4 protein-coding genes and 1 pseudogene are annotated in these 16858 nt (G+C 67.7%); 1 reads left to right on the top strand and 4 read right to left on the bottom strand.

Features of this window, described 5'->3' with window-relative positions:
* The 3 genes and pseudogenes from A5744_RS24040 to A5744_RS03470 all read right to left on the bottom strand — a co-directional run.
* Positions 1 to 4424: non-ribosomal peptide synthetase (locus A5744_RS24040; RefSeq protein WP_139331221.1), on the bottom strand; the 4424-nt coding region annotated here is incomplete at its 3' end.
* Positions 4425 to 4447: 23 nt separating this feature from the next.
* Positions 4448 to 4594: pseudogene (locus A5744_RS24885) on the bottom strand (MbtH family protein); the annotation flags it as partial.
* Positions 4595 to 5087: 493 nt separating this feature from the next.
* Positions 5088 to 6830, bottom strand: coding sequence for an AMP-binding protein (locus A5744_RS03470; RefSeq protein WP_076058392.1), 1743 nt, complete (start codon positions 6828 to 6830; stop codon positions 5088 to 5090).
* Positions 6831 to 6984: 154 nt separating this feature from the next.
* Here A5744_RS03470 and A5744_RS03465 point away from each other — a divergent pair, with 154 nt between their 5' ends.
* Complete coding sequence (locus tag A5744_RS03465) at positions 6985 to 7659, top strand: isoprenylcysteine carboxylmethyltransferase family protein (protein WP_240562953.1); 675 nt, start codon at positions 6985 to 6987, stop codon at positions 7657 to 7659.
* A 7-nt stretch (positions 7660 to 7666) separates the two neighbouring features.
* Here the strand turns inward: A5744_RS03465 and A5744_RS24035 are convergent.
* Positions 7667 to 16858 (bottom strand): non-ribosomal peptide synthetase (locus tag A5744_RS24035; protein ID WP_139331220.1); only part of this gene is annotated, 9192 nt, incomplete at its 5' end.

The following is a 16858-nucleotide window of genomic DNA, read 5'->3' as shown; positions in this document are numbered from 1 at the left end:
GTCACCACCGCCTCGATCACCCGGCCAAACCAGCCGACCAACCGCTCGATGCTGGCCCGGTCGAACAAATCCGTGGCAAAGGTCACCGCCCCGGTCGCCATCGACCCCGCCCCGTCGCCGGGCACCTCCGTCAGATCGAAATCGAGGTCGAATTTGGAGGTGCCGGTTGACATCGCCACGGGCTCGACGGCGACACCCTCCAGCGCCACCTCGGGACGCACATTGTTCTGGAAGACCATGCCCACCTGGAACAGCGGGTGATGGGCGGTGGATCGTACCGGGTTGAGCTGTTCGACCAGCAACTCGAACGGGACATCCTGATTGCTGTAGGCATTGAGCGCCTTGTGCCGCACCCGCGCCAGCACGTCGCAAAACCGCTGCGCGGGAGTGACACCCACGCGTAAAACCCAGGTGTTGACGAAAAACCCGACCAGATCATCGAGTGCCTCGTCCAACCGCCCCGCGATCGGCGAGCCCATCACCACGTCCTCACCGACACCCGCCCGGTGCAACACCACCGCCAACGCCGCCTGCAACACCATCGAGGCCGTCGCGTTGTGCACCGCCGCCACATCCTTGACCCCCGCCCACAACCGCGGGTCGATGCGCAGCGGCACCTGATCACCTCGGTAGCTGGGCACCGGCGGACGCGCCCGATCCGTGGGCAGTGACACGACCTCGGGCAGCTCGGCCAACTCCTGGCGCCAATAAGCCAACTGCGAGGCGATCACACTGTCGGGATCGGACTCGTCGCCCAGCCAATCCTGTTGCCACAGCGTGTAATCGGCGTACTGCACCGCCAACGGCGCCCAGGGCGGGGCTTGCCCGGCACGCCGGCTGGCATACGCGATGCCTACATCCCGGACCATCGGTGCCATCGACCAGCCGTCAAAAGCGATGTGGTGCACCACAATTCCCACCACATGCCGCTCGGGGCCCACGGCATAGATCTGTCCACGGATCGGAATCTCGCTCGACAGGTCAAACCGATACCCGGCCAGCGCCGCCAACTCGCCGGCCACATCCCGCTCGGGCAGCGACACCACGACCGCGCCCTTGTGTTGCCACATCCCCCGCCGCGCCGCCAACACCTGCTGGCACGGCACGCCGTCAAGATCGACGAAGATGGTGCGCAGCGCCTCATGGCGGGCGATCACATCGTCCAGCGCCGCTCCGAGCGCCTCGACATCCAACGCCCCGTTGACCCGAAAGGCGATCGGCATGTTGTAGGTCGCCACCCCACCCTCGAACCGGTCCAAAAACCACAACCGGCTCTGCGCAAACGACAACGGGACCCGCACGGGCCGCCGGCCGGCGACCAACGGCTTGCGGCGGTCCCCGTCCTCACCGATTCGGGGTGCCAACTGGGCCACCGTGGGCGCGTCGAACAACGTGCGCACCGCAAGACCGGCATCCAGGGCGGTGTTGATCGCCGCGATCACGCGCATCGCCGACAGCGAATCCCCGCCCAAATCGAAAAACGACTCGTCGACCCCCACCCGCTCCAGGCCGAGGACCCGGGCATAAATGCCGGCCAAGATCTCCTCGGTGGGACCCGACGGGGCACGATAACGATCCACATCGGTGTACTCCGGCGCCGGCAAGGCCCGCTTGTCCAGCTTGCCGTTGACCGTCAGCGGCAAACTGCCCAGCGCCACCACCGCCGCCGGGATCATGTAGGCCGGCAACCGCTCGGCCAGCCGGGTGCGTATCTCGTCTGGGTCAACCGCGCCAGTGACGTAACCGACCAGACGCTTGTCGCCGGGGCGGTCCTCGCGGGCAATCACCACCGCCTGCTCGACCCCGTCGAGTCCGGCCAGCGCCGCCCGCACCTCGCCGAGTTCGATGCGATACCCGCGGATCTTGACCTGGTCATCGGCGCGCCCCAGATACCGCAGCTGCCCGTCGGTGCCCCAACACACCACATCTCCGGTGCGATACATCCGAGTTCCGGCTGTGAACGGGCACGCCACGAAGCGCGAACCGGTCAGCCCGGGCCGCCGCCAATACCCAACTCCCACACCGGCACCGGCCACATACAGCTCGCCCACCACACCCGCCGGCACCGGCCGCAACCACGCATCCAGCACGAGCAATGCCGCCCTCGGAACCGGCGAACCGATCGGCGCCCCCGAACCCGCTGTCAACGGCGGGCTGATCGCCGCATACACCGTGGTCTCGGTCGGGCCGTAGGCGTTGATCATCACCCGCCCCGGCGCCCACCGGTCGACCAGCTCGGCAGGGCAGGCCTCACCGGCGACCACCAGCGCCGCTTCCAAGCCCTCAGGCGACAAAACCCCTACCGCAGAAGGGGTTTGGCTTAGCACGCTGACGTGTTCGGCGGCCAGTAAGGCGTGGAAGTCTTCCGGCGAGCGGGCCACCTCTTCGGGCACCACCACCAGCCGCCCGCCGTAGAACAGCGCGCCAAAGATCTCCCACACCGAGACGTCGAAGGCCAAAGAGTGCCACTGCGTCCACACCTGGCCCGGCGCCGGAAGGCCCGCACCCAACGACTCCAGCAACTGGGTCACGTTGCGGTGGGTAATCGCGACGCCCTTGGGCACCCCGGTAGTGCCCGAGGTGTACAGGATGTAGGCGAGGTCATCGGGAGCCGGCACCGGTGGCGCCGTGCTGGGTTGTCTATCGACGCGGGGGTCGTCGACATCGATGACCAGCAACTGATGGTCGTCTAGCCGGTCGGCCAGCCCGGCGGTGGTGATCGCGGCGATCGGCGCGGCGTCGGCGAGCATGAACCCGACGCGGGACGCCGGTAGTACCGGGTCGATCGGTAGATATGCCGCACCGGTTTTCAGCACCGCCAAAATCGACACGATCGCCTCGGCGGAACGCGAAAACAGCAGCGCCACACACTCACCCGGGCCCACACCCTGGCCGATCAGCAGGTGCGCCAACCGGTTGGCCGCCTCGTCGAGCTCGCGGTAGGTCCACGAACACCCCCCGCACACCAGCGCCACCGCGTCGGGTGTGCGCGCCACCTGCGCGGCGAACAACGCCGGGATCGACGTCGGCGTGCTCGCCGGCTCGCTCAACACCGCCCGGTTACCCCACCCCTCCAGCCGGGCGTGCTCGCGCGGATCCAGCAAGTCCACCGACGACAAGGGCCGCCTGGGGTCGGCGGTCATCGCCGCCAACACCCGCTCTAACCGCTGCGCCACATCGGTGACATCGAAATTCGAAAATGGCTGCCCGGCACCAGCCGTGCTGAGATAGAGCCGATCGCCGGCGCTAGAGAAGAACAGGCCAAAGCCATCCACGGGTCCCGCAGTGGTCAAGGAGGCCGATGCCGCGGCACCACCGAAGGCCAAAGTGAATATGGACGGGATGAAATTAACGCTCACCCTGCCGATTGGCTGACCCGGGCGAGCTTTGCGCTCAAGGGCTTGCACCGGAAACCTCTGATGCTGCAGCGCTTCCCGTATCCGCTTGTCAACATATTCACAAAAGCCAGCGACCGTACATCCGGGCGAAACCGTCAAGCCCAGCGGCACGATTCCGGCAACCATTGCGGGAAGCGTCCTTGATTCCGGCCGCACTCGCCTGCCGACCGGGAAATCGAACACCACCTCCGGGCCCTCGGCGCACCACCCACGCACCAAGAGTGCGCACGCCGCGGTGATGACCGACGATCGAGGCACGTTCCACACCTCGGATAACTCTTCAACGCGGCGAAGGACCAATGGGTCCAATTGAACCGGCGCGGAAAGCCAGTACGGTTCCCGCTCGCCCGCGGCAGCGGGCAACCGGTCATGCGGTCCGCTTTCGGTTGGAAGGTTCCTGTTCCAATAGGCCTGATCGTCGAGATAGTCGTCGGATGCTTCGTATTCCAACTCGCATTCGACCAAATCCTGCAACGAGCCGAAGAACGCATCAGGTATCGGTGCGCCCGAAACAATCGCGGAGTAGACGGCTGCAATCCGCTGGCCAATCAGCGCAATCCCGGTTCCATCCACGACTATGTGGTGGCCGCACCCGAAAAAATAGAATTCCTCGGGCCCCGTGCGAAGCAATGCGAATTTGAACAGCGGGCCACTGAGTGGCATCGGCGTGCGCTGGATCGATGAGGTTATCCGATGCGCTTCTTGTACGGGATTGGGCGAGGAAGTCAGGTCGTAGAAGGCGAGCTCCACATCCGGGTAATCGATCGGCTTTTGGAAAACCTGGCCATTCACCTCAAAGATGGCAGCCCTGACAGGTTCGGCCTCGCTCACTACCCGACGGATCGCCCATTGAAGGGCATCGGGTTCTACCGTGCCCTCGATTTTCACGAACAGGCCGAGCTGCCACTCCGTGCCGGAGTGCCCCGTTTCCTGCGCAAGCCAAATGTCTAGCTGTCCGCGCGTCACCGGTAGTATCCGGTCGTCAGGTTCGCGCGCCAGCGTCAGTGCGCGGTCATCGAGTGCCATCCGAATCCCCCACCCCGCATGGTTCAGTTTTCAAAAGCCCTGCCCACTGCCAGCCTTTCGCGCAGACTTTTCGGCCGTCTATCGATCCTTTTCTCTTCGATGTAGTCCGGATACGCGACGCGATCCTCTTCACCCGAGACCATCCGCCAGCCGACTGGAACACCGGCAAAATTCCCCTAGGCCGTCTAGCCGAATGAGTGAAGCCCGGACCAAACCATAACGGAGGCATACCTCGTCCGTTGGGATTTCGAGAAAGTTTCTTGCTGTAAAACACATGTAAAACAACACATTTGGACGATCCCGCGCCTACATCAAGGCCTCCGGTTTGCGGCCGGACCGTGCGAGCCCAGGCCTAGTGGGCCACCGCCGGACGAAGTCGCAGATCAATGGCGTATAGCCCGGAACTCCAAGCCTGCCTAACAAATTCGCGGCCGGACCCCGGTCCGGCGAGTTGCCCGAGCGTCCAAGCGATGAACCGATCGCCCTGTAAAGCACATGTAAAACAACACATTTGGACGATCTCTTACCTACCTCGTGACCTCCGGTTTGCGACCACAGTCTGCGCCGCCCACACCAGAACGAAGTCGCAGATCAATAACTTGGACGCCGGAACTCCAAGCCTGCCTAACAAATTCGCGGCCGGACCGCGGTCCCGCTAGTCGCCTAAGCGTCCAAACGGGCGAACCGGCCGTCGCGGTAGTGCTCGACACACGCCGCTCGCCTGACCTTGCCGCTTGTGGTGATCGGAATCGAACCAGGTGGCACCACAACCAAATCCGCGAGGGCCAGACCGTGCGAATTCGATATGGCCGAGGTGACCTCACGCTTGACGGCGACGAGGCGGTCCGCCGCCTCCTCATCCGAGTCACCGCGATGCTTGACCTCGATGATGGCCACCAGCTCCTCCGTGTGGTCGCGCGAAACCGCTATGGCCGCGCACCTGCCCCGCGTGATCTCCTGGATGGTCGCCTCGATGTCGTCGGGTGAGTGGTTACGCCCGTAAACGATCAAAAGATCCTTGATGCGGCCGACGATGAACAGCTCCCCTTCGGAGAAGAAGCCCCGGTCTCCCGTTCGCAGCCACGGCCCGTCGGGCGTCCCCGCCGGCGGAGCGACGAGCCGTCCGCCGAACGTGCGCTGAGTCTCGTCGGGCTTCTGCCAGTAGCCCATAGCGATGTTGGCGCCGTGCATCCAGATTTCACCGGCCGTGCCCTCCGGGCACTCGACGCAGGTGTCGGGATCGACGATGCGAATCGTCGGTGACCGCGGCACCCCGTAGCTGACCAGCGGTGTACCGGTCCCGCTATCGCACCGCTCCGCGTGACCGGCGGACAGCTTCTCGGATTCGAAATGGACGATCTCGGGAGGCCGAGCTGGAGTGCGCGTCGCCGCATACACCGTTGCCTCGGCGAGCCCATAAGACGGCCGTATCGCGTTGTCGGGCAAGTTAAAGCGCGCGAACCGATTGGTGAAACGCCGCAGCGTCGCGGGGTGCACCCGCTCGCTACCACTGAGGATGACCAGCACCTCCCCCAGGTCCAATCCGGCCATGTCCTCGTCCGAGGTTTTTCGCGTCGCCAATTCGAAGGCGAAGTTCGGCGCTGCCGAAAATGGATGGCGGTTGCTCGCCAGCAATTGCATCCAGCGGGCCGGTCGTTGCAGGAACGCCACCGGGCTCGTCAGCACGGTGCCGACCCCCGCCAGAATCGGCGCGCACACCCCCAGGACCAAACCCATGTCGTGATACAACGGCAGCCACGACACAATGCAGCCGTCCGCCGGCGGGACCCGTCCGTAATCCACGAAGAAGTCGGACATCAGCTGTTCGAAATTGGCCAGCACATTGTGGTGCGAGATCATGACTCCGGCCGGCTGACGGGTCGACCCGGACGTGTATTGCAGATACGCCACATCCGGATAGGTCTCGCGCCGGCCGCCCGATCCTGCCGGAGCGTCAAGCTCCAGCCGATCAACCTCGACGAGCGAAGGAACGGATTCGGCGGACCGCGTCGCGTAATAGGCAACCTTGCCCGCGACAGGGGACGTGGTGAGGACGACGGTCGGCGACGCGTCGCGCAGTACCGAGCTGACGCGCTCATCGCTGACGCCTCCGAGCGGAACCGAAAGCGGAACCGCGAGCTGCCCCGCTTGCAATGCGCCGAGAAACGCCACGATGTAGTCGAGCCCCTGGGGTGCCAATATGACGGCGCGGTCACCCGTCGATGCGCAATCTTCGAGCGCCCGTGCGACGTTCAGTGTTCGCCGATACAGCTGCGACCACGTCAGGCTTTCCTCCACGCCGTTCCAGTCCTGGTCGTAATCGACAAACGTGAACGCCGTGTCATCGGGCTGCAGGCTGGCGCGTTCGCGCAGCACAGCCGGAACGGAAGTCCCCTCCACGGTCATCAGATTACCGTCGTCGCCGCCACCGTCGGGGACAAAACCCGGCAAGTCGCTGTACCTGTTCAGGTGTATCCGACCGCCGGACACACACCAATCGCCTACAGTACGAACACCGTGCGAAAACTGGCGCCCGCGGCAGCCCACGGCAGGAGGATGCGTGACCACCGTTCCAAAAATGTTGGCATTGGGGCTTGTTGAGCCCGTTGTGTTCGGGGTGATCCTATTCACCGCGGCTTTCACGTTCGACTACTGGCAGGCATGGGTTTTCCTGGTGGTGTTCGCCCTGTCCGGGTGGCTCCCCAGCCTTTACTTACTGCGCACGAATCCCGTTGCGCTACAACGCCGAATGCGTGGCGGTCCGGCGGCGGAGACGCGAACGACGCAGAAGGTCGTGATGGCGGCCTCGTGGTCGTCGCTGGCGGCGATGCTCGCCCTGAGCGCGCTCGACCATCGCTTCGGCTGGTCGCGGGCCCCGGCCGCGGTCTGCCTGGCCGGTGATGTTCTGGTTGCCGTGGGGCTGGGCGTGATGATGCTGGTGGTCGTCCAGAACAGCCATGCGGCCGCGACCATCCGGGTGGAGGCCGGCCAGAAGGTCATCTCCAACGGGCTCTACGGGCTGGTGCGGCACCCGATGTACACCGGCAACGTGATCATGATGATCGGCTTCCCCCTCGCCCTCGGCTCCTATTGGGGGTTGCTCTTCGTCCTGCCCGGCCTCGGCGTGCTCGCCTGGCGCATCCGGGATGAGGAGAAGCTGCTTTCCGAAGAGCTGGACGGATATCGCGAGTACACGCGCAATGTCCGTTATCGCCTGGTGCCGTGCGTGTGGTGATTGCCGGCTAGAGCAGTCCGAGCCGCTGCAACTCGGTGACGTATTTGACGATGATCGGCGGCGAGACGTGCGGGATGTCGTTGTCCGGCCCAATCTTGGCTTCCTGCACCGCAGCCCGGAAGCGGTCGGTGGGCGCGAGAGAACCGCGGACCGGCTCTATCGCGTGCACGTCCGGGGTATTGCGCAGCAGCAATTGCAGCACCTCCAGCACCGAGTGCTGGCGCTGCCGTTCGGGCAGGTCGCGCAGGGCGGCCTCGAAGCGTTGCAGCCACTCCCCGAAGTCGTCGATGCGCTCGATCGGGTAGCCGGCCTCGATCAGCCAGTCGACGAACTCATCGAATCCGATGCCGTCGTCGTGCGGGTTCATCACGTGGTAGGTCTCGAACCCGTCGACCACCTGGGCGCCCAGCGTGGCGATCGACTCGGCGACGAATCCGACGGGCAGTCCGTCGAAGTGCGCGCGTTGCCGATTGCCGTCGGCGTCGAGCCGGTACACCGAACGCGGCGCGATACCGGTGGCCACCACGCTCAACACCATGCGGGAGAACAGGTCCGACTCGTTGAGCTGACCCACATAGGTGGTGTCGGCCATGACCATGTCGCAGCGAAACACCGCCACCGGCAGCCCACAAAGGTCGTTGGCCTCGCGCAACAGGACCTCGCCGGCCCATTTGCTGATCCCGTAGCCGTTGGCGTAGCTGGCGTCCATGGTGCGGGTGGGGCTGATGACCCGGATATCGGCGTCCTCGGTGAACGCCGACGGCTCGATCTGGTCGCCCACGTTGACGGTCGACACGTAGATGTAGGACTTGAGTTTGGTGGCCAGCGCCAACCGGATCAGCTCGGCGGTGCCCGCGACGTTGGGCCCGAACAGCTCGCTGTAGGGCAGGACGGCGCTGACCATGGCCGCCGAATCGACGATCAGGTCAACCGTGTCGGCCAGCCCCTGCCAGGCCTGCTGGTCCAGGCCGAGGTTGGCTTCGGCCTTGTCGGCGGCGATGACCCGCAGATGATCCCGGGCCAGATCCTGGAATCGCCACAGCAGATCCGGATCGCCGCGGTCGAAGACCTTGACGAGCCGGCGCCGCGCATCCTCGTCGGAGTCGGCCCGCACCAAACAGATCAGGGTGCCGTCGACCAGCTCCATCCGCTCCAGCCATTCCAGCAGCAGGTAGCGCCCCACGAAACCGGTTGCGCCGGTGAGCAATACCGTCCGCACCTCGGCGCTCGGGCCGGGCAGCGACGGGGCGGCGGAAAGCGTCGCGGCGTCGAGGAACTTGTCCAGCGTGAGGTCGGCGGCGTGCACCTCGGTGGCGTCGCGGCCGTGCACGGACGTGAAGCCGTCCGCGTCGGCATGCCGACCGACCTGCTGGCTCAGGCCGCTCACCGACGGCGCGTCGAACAAGACGCGCACCGACAGGTGGGTATCCAGGGCGGTGTTGATCTTGGCTATCACCCGCATCGCCGAAAGCGAATCCCCACCGAGGTGGAAGAACGACTCGTCGACCCCGACCCGGTCGACGCCGAGCACCTCGGCGTAGATGCCGGCGAGGATCTCCTCGGTGGGGGTGGACGGCGCCCGGTAACGATCGCCCTCCTGGTACTCGGGTGCCGGCAGGGCGCGCTTGTCGAGTTTGCCGTTGACCGTCAACGGCAGGGCGTCGATCACCAGCACCGCGGTCGGCACCATGTAGGACGGCAGCCGCTCGGCCAATGCGGCGCGCGCCGCGGCCGGATCGGCGGTCCCGGTGACATAGCCGACGAGACGCTTGTCGCCGGGACGGTCCTCGCGGGCGATCACCGCGGCCTGCCGCACCCCGGGTTGCGCGGCCAGCGCCGCCTGCACCTCGCCGAGTTCGATGCGATACCCGCGGATCTTCACCTGCTCGTCGGTGCGCCCGAGATACTGCAGCTGCCCGTCGGGTCCCCAGCACACCAGGTCGCCGGTGCGATACATCCGAGTCCCGGGCCAGCCGAACGGGCACGCCACGAACCGCGACGCGGTCAACCCGCCCCGGCGCCAATACCCGCAGCCGACCTGGCCGCCGGCCACATACAACTCGCCGACCACTCCGGCCGGCACCGGCCGCAACCATGCGTCGAGGACAAACAAAGCCGCCGTCGGCAGGGGCGACCCGATCGGGACCACGCCCGACCCGGGCGTCAGCGCAGCGCTGATCGCGACCCACATCGTCGTCTCGGTCGGGCCGTATTCGTTGATCATCACCCGTCCGGGCGCCCAGCGGTCCACCACTTCGGCCGGGCAGGCCTCGCCACCGACCAGCAAGGCCACCGAATCCAAACCCTCCGGTGACAACGTCCCGACGGCCGACGGGGTTTGGCTCAACACGTTGACCCGTTCGTTGACGAGCAAGGCGTGGAAGTCTTCGGGCGAGCTGGCCACCGATTCGGGCACGACGACCAGCCGCCCGCCACGCAGCAGTGCACCGAAGATTTCCCAGCCCGAAATGTCGAAGCTGTAGGAATGCCACTGCGACCACACCCGCTCGGGTCCCGGTGGCAGGCCGGTGTCGTCGAGCGAGTCGGCGAGCAGGGTGACGTTGCGATGCGTGATGGCCACGCCCTTGGGCACACCGGTCGTCCCGGAGGTGAAGATGATGTAGGCGAGGTCGTCGGCCGCCGGCGCGGGTAACGCGCTGCTGGGCTGGGCGGCTATCGCGGGGTCGTCGACATCGATGACCGCCAGGTCGCATCCGGCCAGCCGGTCGGCCAGCCCCGCGGTGGTGACCGCGGCGATCGGCGTGGCGTCGGTGAGCATGAACTCCACCCGCGACCGCGGGTGCGCCGGGTCGATCGGCAGGTACGCCGCCCCGGTCTTCAGCACCGCCAACATCGCGATGATCGCCTCGGCGCAGCGGCTGAACAGCAACGCCACACATTCGCCGGGGCCAGCGCCGTGGCCAGAAAGCAAGTGCGCCAACCGGTTCGACGCCTCGTCCAACTCGCGATACGTCCACGACCGCCGCCCGCAGACCAACGCCGCCGCCGCCGGGTTGCTTGCCACTTGGGTGGCGAACAACGCCGGAATCGACAGCTCGGGCGTTGCCGGGCGGGTCAGCACACCCTGGTTGCCCCACGCGTCCAGGCGGGCGTACTCGGCCTCATCGAGCAGCTCCATCGACGACAACCGCTGGGCGGGATCGGCGGCCATTGCGTCCAGCACCCGCTGCAACCGCTCGACGAACACCTCGACGCTGGCGGCATCGAAGACGTCGGTGCGGAATTCCACCTGCCCACCGATCCCGGCGGGCTCACCCGCATCGGTCCAGCGTTCACCGAGGGAGAACGTCAGGTCCATGCGGGCGGTGTGGGTGTCCACCGGCAGCGGGGCGACCTGCAGATCACCCAGCGCCAGCGCCGCGGCGGGGCCATTGTCCTGCCCGGCAAGGTTCTGCCAGGCCAACATCACCTGAACCAGGGGGTGATGGGTGAGCGATCGGGTGGGGTTGAGCCGCTCCACCAGCAACTCGAAGGGCACATCCTGATGTTCGTAGGCGGCCAGGCTGCGCTGGCGCACCTGGGCCAGCACCTCGGCGACGGTGGGGTCGCCGGTCAGGTCCACCCGCAACGCCAGGGTGTTGACGAAGAAGCCAACCAGTTCGTCGAGCGCGGGGTCGCGCCGCCCGGCGATCGGGAACCCCACCGCCACATCGGGGCTGGCGCTGAGTTTGGACAGCAACACCGCCAGGGCGGCCTGCATCACCATGAAGCTGGTCGCGCTGTGCTCGCGGGCCAGCCGGGCAACCCGCTGTTGCAGCTCGGCGGGCCAGTCCACGGCCACGTTGGCGCCGCGGTAGTCGGCCACCGGCGGGTAGGGCCGGTCGGTGGGCAGCGCCAGGCGCTCGGGCATCCCGGCCAGGGCGTCCTGCCAGAATTCCAGCTGCGCGGCGATGCGGCTGTCCGGGTCGGTCAGCTCACCGAGCTGGGTGCGCTGCCACAACGTGTAGTCGACGTACTGCACCGCCAAATCGGGCCAGCCGGGGGCTTGCGCCGCGCAGCGGGCGGAGTAGGCCACCCCCAGGTCGCTCACCAGGGGCATGAGCGACACACCGTCGGCGGCAATGTGGTGCATGGTGGCCACCAGCACGTGTTCGTCCGGGGTGATACCGAAAAGCCTTGCCCGCAGCGGAATTTCGGCCGTCAGGTCGAACGTGTAACGGGCGGACTCCTCGATGGCCTTGGCCAGCCGGTCTTGCGTCCACGCACTCGCGTCGACGACCTGCCACCCGTAGTCGGCCCGCTCGGCCGGGATCACCAGCTGCTGGGGGATCCCCTCAGGCGCCGGGAACAATGTGCGCAGGCTTTCGTGGCGCCCGACCACATCGCCCAGCGCCGCGCCCAACGCGTTGGCGTCGAGCTGGCCGCGCAGCCGCAACGCCACGGCGATGTTGTAGATCGGCGACGGCCCCAGCAACTGGTCCAAGAACCACAACCGGGACTGGGCGAACGACAACGGCACCACCGCGGGCCGCGGGCCGGCGACCAACGGCTCCAGCCCACCCTCCTCGGCGCCGATCAGCGGCGCCAGCTCGGCGACCGTCGGCGCGTCGAACACGCTGCGCACCGCGAGGCCCGCATCCAGGGCGGTGTTGATCGCGGCGATCAGGCGCATCGCCGACAGCGAATCCCCACCCAGGTCGAAGAACGAGTCGTCGACCCCGACCCGCTCCAGCCCGAGCACCTGGGCGTAGATGCCGGCGACGATCTCCTCGATCGGCCCGGTCGGCGCGTGGAAGTGATCGCCGTCCTGGTAGTCCGGCGCCGGCAGCGCACGGGTGTCCAGCTTGCCGTTGGACGTCAGCGGCAGGGCGTCCAAGACCACGACCGCGGCGGGCACCATGTACGCCGGAAGGCGCTCGGCCAGCGTGACGCGCGCCTCGGCCGGATCGGCGCTGCCGGTGACGTACCCCACCAGCCGCTTGTCGCCGGGGCGGTCCTCGCGGGCGAGCACCGCCGCCTGTTCCACTCCGTCCAGGTTGGCCAGGGCGGTTTGGACTTCGCCCAATTCGATGCGGTAGCCGCGGATCTTGACCTGCTCGTCGGCGCGCCCGAGGTACTGCAGTTGGCCGTCGGCGCGCCAATACGCCAGGTCCCCGGTGCGATACATGCGGGTTCCCGGCCCCCCGAAGGCGCAGGCAACAAACCGGGTCGCCGTCAACCCGGCGCGACCGACATAGCCGGCGGCCACGCCGGTGCCGGCCACGTACAGCTCCCCGACCACGCCCGCGGGCACCGGCCGCAACCAGCCGTCGAGGACGAACAACGCCGCCCCATCGACCGGCGACCCGATCGGCGGCGCACCCGAGCCCGCGGTGAGCGGGGCGCTGATCGCCACGCACATCGTCGTCTCGGTGGGACCGTAGGCGTTGATCATCACCCGCCCGGGCGCCCAGCGATCCACCACCTCGGGCGGGCACGCCTCGCCGGCCATCACCAGTGCCACCGAGTCGAGCCCGTCGGGTGACAACGCCGCCACGGCCGACGGGGTTTGGGTCAACACGCTGACGCGCTCACCAATCAGCGTGTCGTGGAAGTCTTTTGGTGACGCGGTCACCTCTTCGGGCACTACCACCACTCGCCCGCCGCGCAGCAACGCGCCGAAGATCTCCCACACCGACACGTCGAAGGCCAGCGAGTGACAGAGTGGCCACACCCCCGACGTGGGCAGGCCGGAATCCAGCGGCTCCAGCAGCCGTGTCACGTTCCCGTGGGTGACCGCCACCCCCTTGGGCACACCGGTGGTGCCCGACGTGTAGATGAGGTACGCGAAGTCCGCCGCCGAGGGAGTCGGCAACGCGGTGGATGGATAGGTCCGGATGCGTGGGTCGGCGACGTCGACGCCCGGGACGCCATGCCCGTGCAGCCGGCCGGCCAGCGCTGCGGTGCTGATCGCCGCGACGGGCGCGGCGTCGCCGAGCACGAACTGCACCCGGGCGTCGGGCACGACCGGGTCGATCGGCAGGTAGGCCGCCCCCGTTTTCAGCACGGCGACAATCGCCACGACCGCCTGCTCCGACCGGGGCATCAGCAGAGCCACACTTTGTCCGGGGCCCGCGCCGTGGCCAGAAAGCAAGTGCGCCAACCGGTTCGATGCCTCGTCCAACTCGCGATAGGTCCACGGGCGCTGCCCGCCGCTGATCGCGACCGCGTCGGGTGTGCGCGCGACATGGTCGGCGAACAACGCCGGAATCGACGCCGCCGCGGGCATGGGCCGGGTCAGGACCGCCCGATTGCCCCACTCGTCGAGCCGGGCCAGCTCGCCGGCACCGAGCACCTCCACCGCCGACACCCGCCGCGCCGGGTCGGCGGTCAGCGCCGCCACCACCACGCGCAACCGCTCGATCAACGCCTCGATGCTGGCCGCGTCGAACACGTCGGTGCGGAACTCCACCTCCCCGCCGATCCCGGCGGGTTCACCGGCCTCGGTCCAGCGTTCGGCCACGCCGAACACCAGGTCCATGCGCGCGGTGTGGGCATCCACCGGCATCCGTGTGACACGGAGGTCGCCCAAGTTCAGCTCTGTGGGCTCGTTATTCTGCCAGGCCAGCGCCACCTGGACGAGGGGGTGGCGGGCCATGTTCCGCGCGGGGTTGAGCCGCTCGATCAGCACCTCGAAGGGCACGTCTTGGTGTTCGTAGGCGGCCAGGCTGCGCCCTCGCACCCGGTCGAGCAACTCGGGGACGGTGGGGTCTCCGGCCAGATCGACGCGCAGCACCAGGGTATTGACGAAGAAACCGACCAGCTCGGTCAGCGCGGGGTCGGGGCGCCCGGCGATCGGGAACCCGATGGCGACGTCGCTGCTCGCGCTGAGCTTGGACAGCAGCACCGCGAGCGCGGCCTGGACGACCATGAAGCTGGTCGCGTTGTGCTCGCGGGCCACCCGGGCGATTTGCTGCTGTAGCTCGGCGGGCCAGTCCACGGCGACCGTGGCGCCGCGCTGATCGGCGACCGGCGGGTAGGGGCGGTCGGTGGGAAGTGCCAACTGCTCGGGCATGCCGGCGAGGGCGTCTTCCCAGTAGGCGAGCTGGTCGGCGATGCGGCTGTGCCGGTCGTCGAGTTCGCCGAGCCGCCTGCGCTGCCACAGCGTGTAGTCGACGTACTGCACCGGCAACGGCGCCCAGTCGGGGGCCTGTCCGGCGCAGCGACTGGCATATGCCGCACCCAGATCACGCACCAGCAGGTTCACCGACCAGCCGTCGGACGCGATGTGGTGCACCACGGCCACCAGTACGTGTTCGTCGTCCGCGATCCGGAAAAGCCTTGCCCGCAAAGGGATTTCCGTCGCCAGATCGAACGTGTGGCGGGCCGCGGCACCGACGGCCTCCTCCAGCCGGGCGGTCGGCCAACCGGTCGCGTCGACGACCTGCCAGCCGAAGTCCGCCCGCTCGGCGGGCATCACCAGCTGCCGCGGTATCCCCCCGGATGCGGCAAACAATGTCCGCAGGCTCTCGTGGCGACCCATCACGTCGGCGACCGCCGAACCCAGGGCGTTGGCATCGAGGGGCCCGTGCAGGCGCAGCGCCACCGCCATGTTGTAGGCCGGCGACGGCCCCTGCAGCTGGTCGAGGAACCACAACCGGTTTTGGGCGAACGACAGCGGGATCACCGCCGGCCTCTCGACGGCCACCAACGGCTCCCGCCCGGCCGCGCCCGCGGCACCGACGCGGGGCGTCAGCTGTGCGACCGTGGGCGCCTCGAACAAGGCGCGTACCGAAAGTCCGGCGTCCAGCGCGGCATTCACCGCGGAGATCACGCGCATCGCGGACAACGAGTCCCCGCCGAGCTCGAAGAACGACTCATCGATTCCGACCCGCTCCAGGCCGAGGACCTGGGCGTAGATGCCGGCGACGATGTCCTCGGTGGGGGTGGCCGGGGCGCGGTAACCGCCGGCGTCCTGGTACTCCGGCGCCGGCAGGGCGCGTTTGTCGAGCTTGCCGTTGACCGTGAGCGGCAGCGCGTCGATCACGACCACCGCGGCCGGGACCATGTAGGCGGGAAGCCGCTCGGCCAGCTGGGCGCGCACCCGGGCCGCGTCGGTGTTCCCGGTGACGTAGCCGACCAGGCGCTTGTCGCCGGGTTGGTCCTCGCGGGCGATCACCACCGCCTGCCGCACCCCGTCCACACCGGCCAGCGCGGCCTGGACTTCGCCAAGCTCGATGCGGTAGCCGCGGATCTTGACCTGGTCGTCGGCGCGCCCGAGGTACTGCAGCTGCCCGTCGGCGCCCCAGCACACCAGGTCGCCGGTGCGATACATCCGGGTCCCGGGCGCCCCGAAGGGGCAGGCCACAAACCGCGACGCGGTCAAGCCGGCCCGGCGCACGTATCCGTATCCCGCGCCGGAACCCGCCACATACAGCTCCCCGATCACGCCGGGCGGTGTCGGCCGCAACCACCCGTCGAGCACAAAGAAGGCGAGGTGGGCCAATGGCCCCCCGACTGGGCTGACATTGGAGGCGGCGTCGCCGTCGACGATCTCGCGCAAAGAGGCGTGCACCGTCGTCTCAGTGGTGCCGTACATGTTGATCAAGCGGGGCAATCGGGGATGGCTGTGCATCCACTGCGTGAGGCGTTGCGGTTCCAGCGCTTCGCCCGCGAAGATCACCGTCCGCAGGTTCAGCCGTTCGCCCAGCTCGGGTGATTGCGCATCGGCGGCTTGCAGCGCATAGAACGCCGACGGGGTCTGGCTCAGGACACCGACTTGCTCCGCAACCAGGAGGGCGTGGAACTCTTCGGGCGAACGCGCCACCGACTCGGGCACCACGACCAGCCGACCACCATGGAGGAGCGCGCCCCACATCTCGCACACCGACACGTCGAAGGCCAGCGAATGCCATTGCGACCACACATCGGTCAGCTCCAGGCTGTCGCCCATGGACTCCAGCAGCTGGATCACGTTGTGGTGGGTAATCGCCACACCCTTGGGGACTCCGGTGGTGCCCGAGGTGTAGATCAGGTAGGCGATCTCGTCGGGGGCGGGGGCCGGCAGTGCGGCGCTGGGCTGGGTGACGATCCGCGGGTCGTGGATGTCGATGGCCAGCAGGTCCTGTCCGGCCAGGCGGTCGGCGTGGGCGGCGGTGGTGATCGCGGCGATCGGCGCGGCGTCGCCGAGCACGAACTGCATCCGCGCGTCCGGCACCGCCGGGTCGATCGGCACATACGCCGCACCGGTTTTCAGCAC

Source organism: Mycobacterium sp. IS-1264, assembly GCF_001954195.1.
Classification (GTDB): domain Bacteria; phylum Actinomycetota; class Actinomycetes; order Mycobacteriales; family Mycobacteriaceae; genus Mycobacterium.
The sequence above is the reverse complement of the archived record's forward strand: the minus strand, read 5'-3'. Positions and strand labels throughout refer to the sequence as shown.